The 15,841-nt window shown below is 74.8% G+C and carries 17 protein-coding genes and 1 tRNA gene; 6 read left to right on the plus strand and 12 right to left on the minus strand.

The window, feature by feature from the left end; translation table 11 throughout:
* Window positions 1-16 precede the first annotated feature (16 nt).
* From ACFZAU_RS33050 to mshC, 4 genes are all read left to right on the plus strand, one after another.
* Entirely contained in the window at window positions 17-715 is a 699-nt protein-coding gene (locus ACFZAU_RS33050; protein ID WP_499603636.1) for a histidine phosphatase family protein, read from the plus strand.
* 58 nt (window positions 716-773) lie between these two features.
* On the plus strand, window positions 774-1,370 hold the full coding sequence (locus tag ACFZAU_RS33055; protein WP_499603634.1) for a DUF3090 domain-containing protein: 597 nt from the start codon (window positions 774-776) through the stop codon (window positions 1,368-1,370).
* A complete protein-coding gene (locus ACFZAU_RS33060) occupies window positions 1,328-2,164 on the plus strand; it encodes an SCO1664 family protein (protein ID WP_500465936.1) in 837 nt (278 codons plus the stop codon). Before ACFZAU_RS33055 ends, ACFZAU_RS33060 begins: the two co-directional genes overlap by 43 nt.
* 70 nt (window positions 2,165-2,234) lie before the next feature.
* Complete coding sequence (gene mshC, locus ACFZAU_RS33065; RefSeq protein ID WP_500465937.1) at window positions 2,235-3,464, plus strand: cysteine--1-D-myo-inosityl 2-amino-2-deoxy-alpha-D-glucopyranoside ligase; 1,230 nt, start codon at window positions 2,235-2,237, stop codon at window positions 3,462-3,464.
* Between the two features lie 111 nt (window positions 3,465-3,575).
* Here the strand turns inward: mshC and ACFZAU_RS33070 are convergent, their stop codons facing one another.
* From ACFZAU_RS33070 to ACFZAU_RS33120, 11 genes are all read right to left on the minus strand, one after another.
* Complete coding sequence (locus tag ACFZAU_RS33070; RefSeq protein ID WP_500555231.1) at window positions 3,576-4,514, minus strand: PAC2 family protein; 939 nt, start codon at window positions 4,512-4,514, stop codon at window positions 3,576-3,578.
* A gap of 151 nt (window positions 4,515-4,665) precedes the next feature.
* Window positions 4,666-5,706 carry a glycoside hydrolase family 18 protein gene (locus ACFZAU_RS33075; protein WP_500555232.1) on the minus strand — a complete coding sequence of 347 codons (1,041 nt, stop codon included), beginning with the start codon at window positions 5,704-5,706 and terminating at the stop codon, window positions 4,666-4,668.
* A 73-nt stretch (window positions 5,707-5,779) separates the two neighbouring features.
* Entirely contained in the window at window positions 5,780-6,451 is a 672-nt protein-coding gene (locus ACFZAU_RS33080; RefSeq protein WP_499603626.1) for a FadR/GntR family transcriptional regulator, read from the minus strand.
* A gap of 173 nt (window positions 6,452-6,624) precedes the next feature.
* Window positions 6,625-6,698 (minus strand) — tRNA-Pro (locus tag ACFZAU_RS33085).
* A gap of 65 nt (window positions 6,699-6,763) precedes the next feature.
* Window positions 6,764-7,531 (minus strand): ferredoxin reductase, encoded by a 768-nt coding sequence (locus ACFZAU_RS33090; protein ID WP_500555233.1) that lies wholly within the window; start codon window positions 7,529-7,531, stop codon window positions 6,764-6,766.
* Window positions 7,524-8,147 carry a sulfite oxidase-like oxidoreductase gene (locus tag ACFZAU_RS33095; RefSeq protein WP_500555234.1) on the minus strand — a complete coding sequence of 208 codons (624 nt, stop codon included), beginning with the start codon at window positions 8,145-8,147 and terminating at the stop codon, window positions 7,524-7,526. The genes ACFZAU_RS33090 and ACFZAU_RS33095 overlap by 8 nt, the downstream gene beginning before the upstream one ends.
* Window positions 8,144-9,463, minus strand: coding sequence for an amidohydrolase (locus tag ACFZAU_RS33100; protein WP_500555235.1), 1,320 nt, complete (start codon window positions 9,461-9,463; stop codon window positions 8,144-8,146). Before ACFZAU_RS33100 ends, ACFZAU_RS33095 begins: the two co-directional genes overlap by 4 nt.
* The gene (locus ACFZAU_RS33105; protein WP_500555236.1) at window positions 9,460-10,227 is read right to left on the minus strand and encodes a phosphorylase family protein; all 768 of its coding nucleotides are present in this window, start codon (window positions 10,225-10,227) and stop codon (window positions 9,460-9,462) included. Before ACFZAU_RS33105 ends, ACFZAU_RS33100 begins: the two co-directional genes overlap by 4 nt.
* A 54-nt stretch (window positions 10,228-10,281) precedes the next feature.
* Complete coding sequence (locus ACFZAU_RS33110; protein WP_500555237.1) at window positions 10,282-11,205, minus strand: ABC-2 membrane transporter-related protein; 924 nt, start codon at window positions 11,203-11,205, stop codon at window positions 10,282-10,284.
* Complete coding sequence (locus ACFZAU_RS33115; RefSeq protein ID WP_500555238.1) at window positions 11,202-12,107, minus strand: ABC transporter ATP-binding protein; 906 nt, start codon at window positions 12,105-12,107, stop codon at window positions 11,202-11,204. Before ACFZAU_RS33115 ends, ACFZAU_RS33110 begins: the two co-directional genes overlap by 4 nt.
* A complete protein-coding gene (locus ACFZAU_RS33120; protein WP_500465947.1) occupies window positions 12,104-12,490 on the minus strand; it encodes a GntR family transcriptional regulator in 387 nt (128 codons plus the stop codon). Before ACFZAU_RS33120 ends, ACFZAU_RS33115 begins: the two co-directional genes overlap by 4 nt.
* Window positions 12,491-12,627: 137 nt before the next feature.
* Between ACFZAU_RS33120 and ACFZAU_RS33125 the strand changes: the two genes are divergently transcribed.
* Together ACFZAU_RS33125 and ACFZAU_RS33130 are read left to right on the plus strand one after the other, a co-directional pair.
* Window positions 12,628-13,350, plus strand: a complete 723-nt coding sequence (locus tag ACFZAU_RS33125; RefSeq protein WP_500555239.1) for an ArsR/SmtB family transcription factor — start codon at window positions 12,628-12,630, stop codon at window positions 13,348-13,350.
* Window positions 13,347-14,174: an isocitrate lyase/PEP mutase family protein gene (locus ACFZAU_RS33130; RefSeq protein ID WP_500555240.1), complete on the plus strand. Its 828-nt coding sequence runs from the start codon at window positions 13,347-13,349 to the stop codon at window positions 14,172-14,174. The genes ACFZAU_RS33125 and ACFZAU_RS33130 overlap by 4 nt, the downstream gene beginning before the upstream one ends.
* Before the next feature lie 54 nt (window positions 14,175-14,228).
* Here ACFZAU_RS33130 and ACFZAU_RS33135 read toward each other — a convergent pair whose 3' ends face one another.
* Window positions 14,229-15,839 carry a glycerol-3-phosphate dehydrogenase/oxidase gene (locus ACFZAU_RS33135; protein WP_499603586.1) on the minus strand — a complete coding sequence of 537 codons (1,611 nt, stop codon included), beginning with the start codon at window positions 15,837-15,839 and terminating at the stop codon, window positions 14,229-14,231.
* Between the last annotated feature and the right edge of the window lie 2 nt (window positions 15,840-15,841).

Here is a 15,841-nt window from a genome sequence, read left to right on the forward strand (position 1 = left end):
TCGTATGGTGGCGGTCATGCCCACCGTGATCCTGGTCCGGCACGGCCGGTCCACCGCCAACGCGGAGAAAGTGCTGGCCGGACGGCTCCCCGGAGTCGCCCTCGACGAGACGGGACGTGACCAGGCCGCCGCGCTGGCGGCCCGGTTGGCCGCGCTGCCGCCGGCCGCCGTCGTCACCAGCCCCCTGCAGCGGTGCCGGGAGACCGTGCAGCCCCTGCTGGACGCCCTGCCCGGGGTGCCGCTCCACGTCGAGGAGCGGATCTCGGAGTGCGCCTACGGCGACTGGAGCGGCCGCAAGATCGCCGAGCTGGCCGACGAGCCGCTGTGGGGTGTGGTCCAGCGCTACCCCTCGGCCGCCGTCTTCCCCGGCGAGGGGGGCGAGTCGGTGCGCGCCATGCAGGCCCGCGCGGTCGACGCGGTGCGCGACTGGAACGCGCGCGTGGAGAAGACCCACGGCCCCGACGCCCTCGTCGTGATGTGCTCCCACGGCGACATCATCAAGTCCGTGGTCGCCGACGCCCTCGGCATGCACCTCGACCTCTTCCAGCGCGTCGCCGTCGACCCCTGCTCGGTCACCGCGATCCGCTACACCGCGGAGCGGCCCTTCCTGCTCCGGCTCGGCGACACCGGCACCCTGGACGGACTGCGCCCCAGGGAACGGCCCACCGCCGCCCCGGGCGACGCGGAGGTCGGGGGCGGTGCGGGCGCACCGTGATCAGCTTCCGCAGTAGGGTGGACCGAACCGCGAAGACACCGAACTAACGGAGCAGGACGTGCCTCGTCAGGTGTTCCTCTACGACAAGCCCGAACGCTTCGTCGCCGGCACCGTGGGCCAACCGGGCCAACGCACCTTCTTCCTGCAGGCGAGCGCCGCCGGCCGGACCACCAGCGTCGCGCTGGAGAAGACCCAGGTCGAGGCACTCGCCGAGCGCATCGACGAGCTGCTGGACGAGGTCGTGCGCCGCACCGGCGGCGCCGCCCCCGTGCCCGCCGTCGCCCCCACGGAGCTGCTCGACAGCAGGCCGCTCGAGGTCCCCGTCGAGGAGGAGTTCCGGGTCGGCACCATGGCACTGGCCTGGGACGGCGCCGAGGAGCGGATGATCCTGGAGGCCCAGGCGCTGGTCGAGATCGAGGCCGAGGACGAGGAGGACCTCGAGGCGGCCGAGGAGATGCTCCTGCAGGACGACGAGAACGGACCCCCGCTGCTGCGGGTGCGCCTGACCGGTGCCCAGGCCCGTTCCTTCGCCAAGCGCGCCCTCGACGTCGTCGCGGCCGGCCGCCCGCCCTGCCCGCTGTGCAGCCTGCCCCTGGATCCGGAAGGACACGTATGCCCGCGTCAGAACGGGTACCGGCGGTCGGCGACGGCCTGAGCGGGGACATAGCCGGCCAACTGCTCGCGCACGGCGAACTGACCGTGCGCGGGCGGCTGCGGGACGCCTCCAACGCCGTGCTCTACTGCGCGGTCGAGCACGACGGCGTACGTGCCCACTGCGTGTACAAGCCGGTCGCCGGCGAGCGGCCGCTGTGGGACTTCCCGGACGGGACGCTCGCCCAGCGCGAGGTCGCCGCGTACCTGGTCTCCGAGGCCACCGGCTGGGGCCTGGTGCCGCCGACCGTGCTGCGGGACGGGCCGTACGGCGAGGGCATGGTGCAGCTGTGGATCGAGACCCCCGAGGAGGGCGGCGAAGGGCTCCTCGCCCTCGTCGAGGGGGAGGAGGCGGGCGAGGGCTGGAAGGCCGTCGGCTTCGCCGAGGTCGGCGAGGGCCGCACCGCGCTGCTGGTGCACGCCGACGACACCCGGCTGCGCCGGCTGTCCGTCCTGGACGCCGTGATCAACAACGCCGACCGCAAGGGCGGCCACCTGCTGCCGGCCGCCGACGGGCAGCTGTACGCGATCGACCACGGCGTGACGTTCAACACGGAGAACAAGCTGCGCACCCTCCTGTGGGGCTGGGCCGGCGAACCGCTCACCGACGAGACCGTCGAGGTCCTCGGCAAGCTCTCCGCGGAGCTCGCCGACGGGGGTCTGGGCGCCCGGCTGGCGGAACTCATCACGGCGGACGAGCTCGACGCGCTCCGCGCCCGTGTCGCCGCGCTGCTCGACTCGGGACGTCATCCCGAGCCCTCGGGGGAGTGGCCCGCCATCCCCTGGCCGCCCATCTGACCCGGGGGCCGGGCGCCCCGGGCGTACCCACCGTTCGTTTGTGGATCACGCGGGCGGTTAATCTCATGACATGCATGCCTGGCCCGCTTCCGACGTCCCTGCCCTCCCGGGCACCGGGCGCGACCTCCGCCTCCACGACACCGCGACCGGTGGCCCGGTAACCCTGAGCCCCGGTCCGGTCGCCCGCATCTACGTGTGCGGGATCACCCCCTACGACGCCACCCACATGGGTCACGCGGCCACCTACAACGCGTTCGACCTCGTGCAGCGCGTGTGGCTCGACACGAAGCGCCAGGTCCAGTACGTCCAGAACGTCACCGACGTCGACGACCCGCTGCTGGAGCGGGCCGGCCTGACCGGTGAGGACTGGACGGCCCTCGCCGAGCGCGAGACCACCCTGTTCCGCGAGGACATGACCGCCCTGCGGATGCTGCCGCCGGCCCACTACATCGGCGCCGTCGAGGCCATCCCGGGGATCGTCCCGCTGGTCGAGCGGCTGCGCGAGGGCGGCGCCGCGTACGAACTGGACGGCGACATCTACTTCCACGTCGACTCCGACCCGCACTTCGGCAGCGTCTCCCACCTGGACGCGGCCGCCATGCGCGCCCTGTCGGCCGAGCGCGGCGGCGACCCGGACCGCCCGGGCAAGAAGAACCCCGTGGACCCCGTCCTGTGGCTCGCCGCCCGTGAGGGCGAGCCCAGCTGGGACGGCGGCAGCCTGGGCCGGGGACGCCCCGGCTGGCACATCGAGTGCGTGGCGATCGCCCTCGACCACCTCGGCATGGGCTTCGACGTGCAGGGCGGCGGCTCCGACCTCGCCTTCCCGCACCACGAGATGGGCGCCTCGCACGCCCAGGTGCTCACCGGCGAGTTCCCCATGGCGAAGGCGTACGTGCACGCCGGCATGGTCGCGCTGCACGGCGAGAAGATGTCCAAGTCCAAGGGCAACCTGGTCTTCGTCTCCCAGCTGCGCCGCGACGGGGTGGACGCGGCGGCCATACGGCTCAGCCTGCTGGCCCACCACTACCGCCAGGACTGGGAGTGGACGGACGAGGTCCTCGCCGGCGCGGTGGAGCGGCTGGCCCGCTGGCGCGCCGCCGTCTCGCGGCCCGACGGCCCGCCGGCCGAGGCGCTGCTGGAGGAGATCCGCGAGGCCCTCGCCGACGACCTGGACGCCCCCGCCGCGCTCGCCGCCGTCGACCGCTGGGCCGCCCGGCAGGAGACCGAGGGCGGCACGGACACCGGCGCCCCCGGCCTGGTCTCCCGCGCCGTGGACGCCCTGCTCGGCGTCGCGCTCTGACGCGGCGGGAGTTCCCCGGGCCCTGCCCCGGGGGCTCCCGCGGAAACGACCCGGCCGCCGTCCCCTGTGCGGGGCGGCGGCCGGGCCGTGTTCGTTGACGTGCCGTACGGGTCACTCCCCGTCGGCGCCGTCCTCCTTCTCCTCGCGGTCGTCCTTCGGCTTCTGCGACATGTCCCGCAGGTACGGGCCCGCCTCGGACTCGCCCGACTGGGGGTCGCGGCGCCGCAGGTAGCGTTCGAACTCGCGGGCGATGGCCTCGCCCGAGGCCTCCGGGAGCTCCGCGGTGTCGCGGGCCTCCTCCAGTGTCTGGACGTACTCGGCGACCTCGCTGTCCTCGGCCGCGAGCTGGTCCACGCCGACCTGCCAGGCACGGGCGTCCTCCGGCAGCTCGCCGAGCGGGATGCGCAGGTCCAGCAGGTCCTCGAGACGGTTGAGCAGCGCCAGCGTCGCCTTCGGGTTCGGCGGCTGCGACACGTAGTGCGGCACGGCCGCCCACAGGCTGACCGCCGGGATGCCCGCGTGGGTGCAGGCCTCCTGGAGGATGCCGACGATGCCGGTGGGGCCCTCGTAGCGGGACTCCTCCAGGCTGAGCGCGGTCGCCAGGTCCGGGTCGGAGGTGACGGCCGTGACCGGCACCGGACGGGTGTGCGGGGTGTCGCCCAGGAGGGCGCCCATCACCACCACCATCTCGATGCCGAGCTCATGGGCGAAGCCCAGGATCTCGTTGCAGAACGAGCGCCAGCGCATGCTGGGCTCGATGCCCCGTACGAGGACGAGGTCGCGTGGTTTGGGGGTCTCGATGCGGATGACGGACAGCCGCGTGGTGGGCCAGGTGATCCGCCGTGTGCTGCCGTCCATCCAGACCGTGGGACGGTTGACCTGGAAGTCGTAGTAGTCCTCGGCGTCCAGCGCGGCGAACACCTCGCCCTTGAACTCCCGGTCCAGATGCCCGACCGCGGCGGAGGCGGCGTCCCCGGCGTCGTTCCAGCCCTCGAACGCGGCCACCATGACCGGGTCGATCAGCTCGGGAACCCCCTCGAGCTCGATCACCCAGCGCCTCCTTCCGGCCGGAAGGGGGATGGTGCCACCCCCGCCGGCTGCCGTTCCTTCGCGTGCTGCACCAGCCTACGGCTTCGCGGGACAGGTGCCGCCGCCTTCGTTAGGGGGATGATCCCCAGAGTCATCGGACGTACGCGTCCGGTCAGCCACCGCTCCACGCGGAGCGGTACGCGGCCCAGTCCGCCGGGGTCGCGGCGAAGTCGACGTACAGCGCGACGCCGAAGCGCTCGCGCGAGGGCGCCTGGCGGGCCAGGCCGAGCCGGGCGCCGCGCACGGCGGCCGTGACGGTCTCCGCCCAGGCGTGGCGGCCCAGGTTGTTCGTGTGGTAGCCGGGCAGGCCGACGAGCAGGTCGGTGTCCTGCGGCGTCACCTCCAGGGCGAGCGCGGTCTGCTGCGCCACGTAGCCGCCGTAGAGGCTCTCGAGCGGCAGGGCGGTGTCGTAGGTCATCATCGCGACCTGGTCCACGCGCCGGGCCACCTCCGCGAAGTAGTGCTGGGACCACCACTTGGGGTGGTTGAACAGCGGGCCGCTCACCGAGTGCAGCGAGGGCAGCGGGTCGATCTGGTGGGTCGCGACCGACAGCGGCGCGCCGCGGGCGGCGGTGAGCCGGTGCACCGAGTCCAGCAGCGTGAGGAAGCCGCGGTCGTCGGAGTACATCGGCTCCAGGTCCAGGTGGACGCCGTCGAAGCCGGCCGCCAGGACCTGGGCGGCGCTGCCGGCCACCCGGGCGCGGGTCGCCGGGTCGTCCAGGTGCAGGCCCTCGGAACCGTCGTGGGACAGGACCTGGCCGAGCCACGCCTGGACGCGTACCCCCGGCAGCGCGGCGTGCATCCGGCCGATCATGTCCCGCGCCCGCGGGTAGAGGCCGGCGTCGAGGCGGCCGTCGAACTCCAGGGGCCCGGTGTGCACGTACAGGTCCCGGGTGCCGCTGCCGCGCAACTCCCGGGCCAGCGCCTCGAGGTCGGCGTCGTCGCGTTCCCCGTCGACCCAGGCGTGCCCGAGCCACACCGCGTTCCGGCCGCGGTCGGCCCCGGCGCCGGAGGGGTCGCCGGCGTACTCCAGCCGCAGGGCGACCCCGGCGGCCAGCACCGGGAGGAGGACGACGAGGACGGCCGTCAGCGCGCCGCGGCGCAGCGTGCGGGCCGAGGGGCGGCGCAGGCGCAGCCTGAAGCGTGGATTCATCCGATCCCTCTTTTCGATCACTCTTACGAAGGACCGGACGCGCCCCGGCGCCGTGCGGTTCGCCCGCCGGGAGTCAGAGCGTGGAGCGCAGCCACTGCTCCACGCTGGCGACGTGCACCGTCGCCCACGACCGCGCCGCCTCGGCGTCCCGGTCCCGCAGGGCCGCCAGGATCGCCCGGTGCTCGTGCAGGGTGCGGCTGACCGCGTCCTCCTGCGTCAGCCCGCGCCAGATCCGCGCCCTGGTGGTCGGTCCCGACAGCCCGTCCAGCAGTGAGCACAGCACCGAGTTGCCCGAGGCCTGCACGATGCCGCGGTGGAACTCCAGGTCGCACGCGACCAGTTCCTCCACCGACGGCGTCGTCCCCAGTGCCTCCAGCTGCTCGGTCAGGGCCTCCAGCTGGGACTCGGCGATGCGCGTGGCCGCCATCGCCGTCGCCGCGGGCTCCAGGATGCGGCGCACCGCGAGGAACTCCAGGACGGTGTCGTCGCGGTGGAAGTCCACCACGAAGCTCAGCGCCTCCAGCAGCAGCTGCGGGTCCAGGCTGGTGACGTAGGTGCCGTCGCCCTGCCGTACGTCCAGGATCCTGATCAGGGACAGCGCGCGGACCGCCTCACGCAGGGAGTTGCGCGACAGCCCGAGCTCCGCGGCGAGTTCGCTCTCCTTGGGGAGCCGGTCGCCGGGCCGCAGCGCGCCGGAGACGATCATCCCCTTGATCTTCTCGATCGCCTCGTCGGTGACCGCCATGAGCCCCTCGCCTCCCCGGACATCCGATGTATCGGGCCATTATGCCCGCACGGCCGCGCGCCGGAAGCCCCCCGCGGGGTGCTGCTCCACCGTTGTGCGGCCTCCCGCGCCGCGGAACGCGCGAAGGCCGTGTCCGCTGCTGCGGACACGGCCTTCGAACTGCTGCGTCACCGTCGGGACGACAGGATTTGAACCTGCGACCCCTTGACCCCCAGTCAAGTGCGCTACCAAGCTGCGCCACGTCCCGGTGAGGTCCCCCGGAGTTGTGCCCCGGAAGATCACGTAAAGAGGAGGATACCCGAACCTCGCTGATCAGCCGAATCGCTCGATGCGGATCCGGTCGAGCGGCTGCCCGGCGTCCGCCAGCAGACGCGAGGCGTGCTCGGCGAAACCGTTGCCGCCGCACACGTACGCCTCCCAGCCGCCGGGCGGCGGATCCGCGAGGTGCGGGGCCAGGTGGGCGGCGGTGAGGCGGCCCTCGGCGCGGGTGAGCAGCACGGTCGTCTCCGGGCCGTACTCGGCGGCGTAGATCAGGTCCTGGCGGGTGCGGGCCGAGACGATCAGCCGCAGCGGCACGTCCAGGCCGCGCAGCCGGCGGTGGCGCACCATCGCCATGAGCGGGACCACGCCCGACCCGGCGCCCAGCAGCAGCGCCGGATGGTCACCCGTCCAGGCGAAGAAGCCGCTGTGCGGGCCGCGGACCTCGACGGTGTCGCCCGGCCGGGCGACGGTGTGCAGGTACCCGGAGACCTCGCCGCCGGCCACGTGGTCCAGGGTCAGCTCGATGTGGCCGGAGGCGTCGGGGGCGGAGGCGACCGAGTAGTTGCGCTGCGCCGTGTAGCCGTCGGGGGCCGTGAGGCGCAGCGTCAGGTACTGGCCGGGCCGGTGGCCCGCCCAGCCGGGCACCGCGAGGCGGAAGGTGGAGGTGCGCGGGGTCTCCCGGCGGATGTCCGTGATCACCGCGCGCCGCCAGACCGAGGACGCGGCCTCGGGGACCGCGATCCGGCCGGGCACGGCGAACCGGGTCGGCGGGACGAACGCCGGGACGGGGGCGGCGCCGGGGGCGGCGAGGTCAGTCATGGGCGTAGCGCTGCTCCTGCCAGGGGTTGCCCCGGTGGTGGTAGCCGTTCTGCTCCCAGAAGCCCGACTCGTCGTGGTCGAGAAGGCGCAGGCCCGCGATCCACTTGGTGCTCTTCCAGAAGTACAGGTGCGGGACGACCAGCCGGGCCGGGCCGCCGTGCTCGGCGGCGAGCGGGGCGCCGTCGTACTCCCAGACGATCCAGGCGCGGCCGCCGGTGACGTCGGCGAGCGGCAGGTTGGCGGCGTAGCCGGTGTGGGACCAGGCGACGACGTGGGTGGCCGCGGGGGAGGGGCGCGCCGCCTCCAGGAAGGCGTCGACCGACACCCCGCCGAAGCGCACGCCGAACTTGGACCAGCCGGTCACGCAGTGGATGTCGCCCCGGTACTCCGAGCCGGGCAGGGCGTGCGCCGCGTCCCAGTCCCAGGTGTGCGGGCGGTCCACCAGCCCGTCCACCCGCAGCGTCCAGTCCGCCGCCGCGATCACGGGCGTGACCTCGGCGGAGAGGACCGGCCAGGTGTCGCGGGCGTCGTACTGGCCGGGAGGCAGCCGCGGATCGCGGTCGGCGGCGCGGCTGCGCCCGGTGAAGCCACGCGTGGGTTCGACGGCGGAGGTCACGCGGGGTGCTCCAGCTCCAGCGCCTCCACCTCGCGCAGCGCGGCCGGCTCGTCGAGGGTGAGCAGCACCCGGTCGCGCATCAGGACCCGGCCGTCGACGACGGTGTCCCGTACGTCCGCCGCGGCGGCCGCGTACGCCAGCATCGACCAGGGGTCGTGGCGCGGCGTGAGGTGCGGCCCGCCGAGGTCGAGCACGGCCAGGTCGGCGCGCTTGCCCGGCTCCAGGGAGCCCAGCTGGTCGGCGAGGCCCAGCGCGCGGGCGGCCTCGATCGTCGCCATCCGCACCGCCTGCTGCGCGCCGACGGCGGTCGGGTCGCCGCCGGCCTTGTGCACCAGCGCGGCGGCCCGCACCGCGCCCAGGACGTCGAGGGTGTTGGAACTCACCACCCCGTCGGTGCCGAGCCCGACGGTGACCCCGGCGGCCAGCAGCTCGGGGACGCGGGCGATGCCGCAGCCCAGCTTCAGGTTGGAGACCGGGCAGTGCGCGACGGCGGTGCCGGTCCTGGCCAGGGCGGCGATCTCGCCGTCGGTCAGGTCCACGGCGTGCGCCAACAGCACGTCGGGCCCGAGGACGCCGAGGGAGTCCAGCAGCTCGACCGGCCGCTTGCCGTGCGCCTCGACCACCGTCGCGACCTCGGCCGCGTTCTCTGCCGCGTGGACGTGCAGCAGCGCGCCGTGCTCACGGGCCAGCGCGCTGATCGCGACGAGCTGCTCGGGGGCGAGGGTGTAGGCGCTGTGCGCGAAGACCACCGGCCGGGTGCCGGGCGCCCGGGCGGTACGCGCGGCCAGGTCGGCGGCGGCCCAGGCCATCCGGTCGCCGTAGGGCCGGCCGTCCGGCGGCCCGGGCACGTCCATGAAGGTCGGTCCGGCCAGCAGCCGCCAGCCCGCCGCCCGAGCGGCCTCCTCGGCGGCCTCGTGGAACCAGTACATGTCCAGGCCCGTGGTCACCCCGGCCCGTACGCTCTCCGCCACGGCCACCCGCACGCCCGCGGCCACCGCCCGCGGCGAGAGCAGCTCGGCCTCGCGGGGGATCACCCGGGCCAGGAACTCCTGCAGGTCGACGTCGTCCGCGCAGCCCCGCAGCAGGGTCATCGCCAGGTGGGTGTGGGTGTTGACCAGCCCGGGGAGCACCAGGCACCCCGTGGCGTCGATCTCCTCGGCGGCGTGATGGGCCGCGCGCACCTGCGCGGTGGGGCCGACGGCGACGATCTCGCCGTCCCGCACGGCGACCGCGCCGTCGGTGACGACGGTGCCCGCCGCGTCGACGGTCAGCACATCGCCGCCGTGCACCAGCAGATCGGCGTCCTGAGCGCTCACTTCTCGTCGCTTCCGTACTCGGTGGCCAGCAGATGCAAGGCGTCCAACGCTACCCGGCTGCCGCGGGCGACCCCCTCGGCGACCACCACCCGGTGCGGGTCGTAGCCGCCCGTGGCCTCCACGTCGACCAGGTCGTCGGCGTTGGCGCCGTCGACGACGAGCGCCCCGCCGGCCACCAGGCCGCGCGTCGAGGCCAGCACCAGCAGCGCCGACAGCTCCATCTCGATCGCGGCGATCCCGGCCGCCGCGTACGCCGCGCCGGGCAGCGGCAGGAAGCCCGGCTGGAAGGCCGCCCGCGTCCACACCACGCCCCGGTGGTGCGGCGCCCCCGCCGCCCGGGCCGCCCGCTGCAGCGCGAGCACCGCCTCCGGCGCCGCGTACGCCGGGTACTCCGGCGGCAGCAACTGCTGCGTCACCCCGTCGTCCCGTACCGCGGCCTCGGCGATCACCAGGTCGCCGTCCCCTATGCCGGCGCGGATGGCGCCCGCCGTGCCCAGGCGCAGGATCGTGCCGACGCCCGCCTCGGCCAGTTCCTGGAACAGGCACATGGCGCCCGGCCCGCCGACCCCGTGCGAGGACACCACGACGGGGGTGCCCTTCCAGGCGCCGGTGAAGGTGCGGTACTCGCGGTGGTGCGACACCTCGCGCGGCTCCGTGAGCAGGGCGGCGACCTCCGCGGCGCGCGCCGGGTCGCCCACGACGACCGCGTGCCGGGGCAGCCCCGTACGCGGGATGCGGGAGATGGGCAGCTGATCCGTGGTCATCGGGCCTCCGGGCCGGGCGGGACGATGCTGTGCGGATCAGCCTATGGCCCGGCCTCAGGCCGTCCGACGGCGGAGCAGCGCGAACGCGGCCCAGCTGACGAGGACGGCGAGGGCCAGCACGATGCCGGTCTCGACGAGCTGCAGCGGCCAGAAGTGCGAGGCGGGGTGGACCACGGCGTAGGCGTCGGCGGCACCGAAGTCCGCCAGGCACCGGTGGAGATCCGTCGGCAGATCCAGATTGCACTGCGGACCGGCCAGTGATCTTCCGTCGGGGGTGACGACGCCGACCTCGATCCGGTCGGCACTGCCGGGCAGGTGGGCCGCCTGGAGGCCGGTCCACCGGGTCGTCGGCCACAAATGGGACCGGACCGTGGAGAGGACGACGTGGATCAGGAGGGTGGCGAAGAAGGCCAGGCCGAGGCCACTGAGCGCGCGCCGCATCAGCAGGCCGCCCAGGGCGCCCAGCGCCAGGCCGAGCAGGACGTGGGCGAGCCCGACGGGGCCGCCGGCGAAGAAGATGTCCGTCTCGTACCACCCGGGGGCCCGGGCGGCGTCGCCCGAGGTCCACACCCACCGGAAGAGGAGGGACAGGGCCGCCGTGCCCGCGGTCAGCAGCAGAGCGGGCAGGGCGAGCTTGGCGGCGAGCCAGCGGGCCGGACTCACCGACTGGGTCCAGGCGAATGCGGCCGTGCCGTTCTCCACCTCACGGCCGATCAGAGCGCCGCCGGCGTAGACGGCCACGACGAACGGGAGGAGCAGGATCGCGCGGGCGGTGAGATGGAGGGCGGCGAAGTCGTCGAACGGAGGGGAGCCCGGTACCGGGGACGTTCCGCCCGGCTCGTACGACCACAGCAGCCAGCCGGATCCGGCCGCGACGAAGGCGATCCACAGCCACAGCGCCGTACGGTGCAGGCGCAGCACCGACCAGGGCACGCCACGCAGGAGCGGCGGTCGGGGGGCGGGGGCGACGGCGGTCATACGGCGATCTCCTGGCGGGGTGCGGGCGGGGCGTCGGCGGTGAGCAGGGCGGGCGTCAGGGGGTTGCGCAGATGGGCGAGGACCAGCTCCTCGAGGGTGGGCTCCTCCACGAGCCAGTCGCCCTCCGGCGCCCCTACGGGGCGGACCAGCGCGGTCCGCCCGCGTCCGTTGGCGTGCTCCTCGACGACGGTGTGGGGGCCGAAGTCCGCGCCGGTGCCGGTGAGTCTGCGGTGCGCGGTCAGCAGGTCGTCGGTGTCGCCGGCCAGCCGGACCCGGCCCCCGCCGAGCAGCAGCAGGTGGTCGCAGACGCCCTCGAGTTCGGCGACGACGTGCGAGGAGATCACGATGGTGGTGCCGCGCTCGGCCGCCGATGCCATGAGGGCGCCGGTCAGCTCGTGGCGGGAGAGCGGGTCGAGGTCGGCCATCGGCTCGTCCAGGAGCAGCAGTTCGGCCCGCTTGCCCAGGGCCAGGGCGAGCGCCACGCGGGTGCGCTGCCCGCCGGAGAGGGCGCGGACGCGCGCACCGGGCGTCAGGCCGCCGCCGTAGGCGATTCGTTCGGCGGCCTCCCGGTCCCAGCGGCCCGGGTTGAGTTCGGCGCCGAGCCGCAGGGTCGCCGCCACGGTGAGCTGCGGGTGGAGCGGCTTGTCCTGGGCGACGTACGCCAGCCGCGCGCGGGCCGCGCCGGGCGTCGTGCCGTACACGCGGAGCTCCCCCTCGGTGGGGCGCAGCAGCCCCGCGGCGAGCGCGAGCAGCGTCGACTTGCCCGCGCCGTTGGGGCCGACGAGCGCGCAGATCCGGCCGGCCGGAAGCCGGAAGGAACAGTCCCGCAGGACGGGGTCCCGGCCCCACGCGTAGCGCATGCCGAGCCCGGCCGCCTCGAGGGCGGCCGCTTCCTGGTTCATCTCTCTCCCTCGGAGAACTCCTGGTCCAGTACGGAGTGGAACAGTGCCGCCGCGTCCTCGCGGTCGAGGCCGGCGACGCGTGCCCGGCGCATCCAGTCGGCCAGTTCGCCGGCGAGCGGCGAGTCCGCAGGGCCGGCGCCCAGCGACTTCTGGACGAAGGTGCCGAGGCCCCGGCGCGCCTCCACCAGGCCCTCGCGCTCCAGTTCGCGGTACGCCTTGAGCACGGTGTTGGGGTTGACGGCGGTCGCCGCGACGACCTCGCGGGCCGTCGGCAGCCGGTCGCCGGGCTCCAGCAGCCCCAGCCGCAGGGCCTGTTTGGTCTGCTGGACGATCTGGAGGTACGTGGCGACACCGCTGCGGCGGTCGATGCGGAACTCGACCATGCGCGAAACACCCTTTCACTAAGCAAGTGATGAAAGGGTGGGGCCTCGGCTGACGTCCTGTCAAGCCGCGGACGGCCGCGGGGCACGCCCGCGACGGTTCGGCGCGCGCCGAAACGTCCGGGGCGCATGCTGGGGACATGGTGCGGAACAACCACGCGGGAAGCGCCCTCGCCGCCCTCGCGGCGCTGCTCGCAGACGAGACGAGGGCGGCGATGTGCCTGGCGCTGCTCGACGGCCGGGCCTGGACGGCGGGCGAGCTGGCCCGGCACACCGGTGTGGCGCCCTCGACCGCCAGCGAGCACCTCGGCCGGCTCGTCGCGGGCGGGCTGCTCGCCGAGGAACGCCAGGGCCGTCACCGCTACGTACGCCTCGCCGACGCCCGTACCGCGCAGCTCGTCGAGGACCTCGCCGCACACGCCGGGCCGCCGCCCGCGCCGCGCACCCTCGCGCAGGCGGGTGCCGGGAGCGCCATGGCCCGCGCCCGGACCTGCTACGACCACCTCGCCGGACGCCTGGGCATCCTCGTCACGGACGCCATGACCGAGCGCGGACTGCTCACCCAGCGCACCGGCTTCGCCCTCACCGACGAGGGCGTGCAGTGGTTCGCCGGACTCGGTGTCGACCTGGCCGCCGCCCGCACCGGCCGCCGCCCGCTCGCCCGGCCCTGCCTGGACTGGACGGAGCGCCGGCCGCACCTGGCGGGCGTCGCCGGGGCCGCGCTGTGCGCGCACGCCCTCGCGTCCGGCTGGTGCGTGCGCATCGGCAGCGGCCGGGCCCTGAAGACCACCGCGCGGGGCCGGGCCGCCCTGCGCACCCACCTGGGCATCGCGCCCGACGCCCTGGAGGCACCCACCGCATGAACCGCTTCGAGGCCTTCCGCGCCCTCCACCGGGCAGGCCGCCCGCTCTTCCTGCCGTGCGCGTGGGACCGCGCCTCCGCGGCCGCCCTCGCCGCCCGCGGCCACCCGGCGATCGGCACCACGAGCCTGGGCGTCGCCGCCGCGGCGGGCCTGCCGGACGCGGCCGGCGCCACCCGGGAGACGACCCTGCGGCTGGCCCGCGACCTCGTACGGCTGCCCGTCCTGGTCAGCGTCGACATCGAGGCGGGCTTCGGCGGCACGCCCGAGGACGTCGCCGAACTCGCCGCCGGTTTGGCGCGGCTGGGCGTCGCGGGCGTCAACATCGAGGACGGCCGCCCCGGCGGGGCGGGCCTGACCGACCCCGCCGCGCAGTGCGCCCTCATCGCCGCGGTCAAGGGCGCCGCCCCCGGGCTGTTCGTCAACGCCCGCACCGACACCTACTGGCTCGGTACCACCGAGGACCCGCGGGACGAGACCCGCCGCCGCGCCGCCGCCTACCTCGCGGCCGGCGCCGACGGGATCTTCGTGCCCGGCCTCGCCGACGACGGCGACATCGCCTCGCTCGCCGCGGACCTCGACGCCCCGCTCAACGTCCTGCTGCCGCCCGGCGGCCCCGGGCTGCCCCGCCTCGCCGCGCTCGGGGTGAGCCGGGTCAGCACCGGCTCGCTGCTCTTCCGTGCCGCGCTCCACGCCGCCGTCGACACCGCCGGGCACGCCCTGCACGGCGCACCGCTCCCCGCGGGCCTGCCCTCGTACGCCGACGCCCAGGGGCTCGCGGACGTCTACGTCCCGCAGGAAACGCGGCGGCCCGGGCGTCCGGGGTGAGCGGGGAGGTCGTTCCGCTCCCCCCGGGGCGCCCGGGCCCACGGGTCGGGGGTGTCAGTCGCGCCGGGCGGCCAGCAGCGACTCGACCCGCTCCCGGACGTCCGCGGTGTCCAGGCCGCGCACCGTCAGGGTGGTGCGGCGGCGCAGCACGTCGTCCGCCGACTCGGCCCACTCGTGGTCGCGGGCGTACACGACCTGGGCCCATATCTCCGGTGCGTCCGGGTGGATCCGCTCGCCGAGCGCCGGGTCCTCGTTCACCATGCGGGCGATGTCGAAGGACAGCGCGCCGTAGTGGGTGGCGAGGTGACGCGCGGTCAGCGGGTCGATGCGGTGGCCCGGGTCGCGGTCGACCAGCAGCCGGTGGGCGACCGCGTTGGGGTTGGCGACGCCGGGCAGCGGCACCCGGCGCGGCAGGTGGTCCAGGGGCTCCATGTCCTCGTTCAGCGGACCGCCGGGCAGCTTGGCGAGCTTGGCGATGACGGTGCGGCCGATGTGCCGGTACGTCGTCCACTTGCCGCCCGCCACCGACAGCATGCCGCCGCTGCCCTCGGTGACGACGGTCTCGCGCTTGGCCTTCTCCACCCCGCCGGGGCCGCCGGGCAGCACCCGCAGGCCCGCGAAGGCGTAGGTGATCAGGTCGGGGGACAGGTGCTCGTCCCGTACGGAGTGAGAGGCCTCGTCCAGGATCTGGCGGATGTCGGCATCGGTGGCCCGCACGTCCGCCGGGTCGCCGGTGTACTCCTCGTCCGTGGTGCCCAGCAGCAGCTGGTCCTCCCACGGCAGGGCGAAGGTGATGCGGTACTTGTCGATCGGGGTGGCCATGGCCGCCCGCCACGGGGCCTTGCGCTTCAGCACGATGTGGGCGCCCTTGGACAGCCGGATGCTGGGGGCGGCGCCCGTGTCCTCCATCCGGCGCAGGTGGTCGACCCAGGGGCCGGTCGCGTTGAGCACCAGCCGCGCGTCCACGCCGAACGCGGTGCCGTCCAGCCGGTCCTCGAGGTCGGCTCCGGTGACCCGGCCGCGGGTGAAGCGCAGTCCGGTTACCTCGGCGTGGTTGAGGACGACGGCACCCGCCTCGACGGCGGCGCGCACCGTCATGACGGCCATCCGGGAGTCGTTCATCTGGTGGTCGTAGTAGACCGCGACGGCCTTGAGGTTCTCCGTGCGCAGGGCGGGGTTGGCGGCCGCCGCCCTGGCCGGGGAGATGATCCTGCCGACCCCGTCGCCGAAGGCGGACAGCGCCGAGTAGGCGAAGACACCCGCGCCGAGCTTGGCCGCGCCGACCGGGCCGCCCTTGTAGACCGGCAGGTGGAAGGTGAGCGGGTTGACCAGGTGCGGAGCCACGTCCCTGGCCAGGACCCGCCGTTCCATGTGGTTCTCCGCCACCAGCTTGACCGCGCCGGTCTGCAGGTAGCGCAGACCGCCGTGGACGAGCTTGGAGGAGGCCGAGCTGGTGGCGCCGGCGAAGTCGCCGGCGTCCACCATCGCCACCCGCAGCCCCGACTGCGCGGCGTGCCATGCCACGGAGGTGCCCAGGATGCCGCCGCCGATGACCAGCAGGTCGTAGGTGGCGCGGCTCAGCAGTTCCCGGGTCTCGGCGCGGCCCGGGTTACGGCCGGCGGTCGGACGCGTCCCGAGCGCCGGGACGTGCTGCGTGGTGGTCATGT

Origin of the sequence: Streptomyces sp. NPDC008238, from assembly GCF_042956445.1 — a bacterium.
Classification (GTDB): domain Bacteria; phylum Actinomycetota; class Actinomycetes; order Streptomycetales; family Streptomycetaceae; genus Actinacidiphila.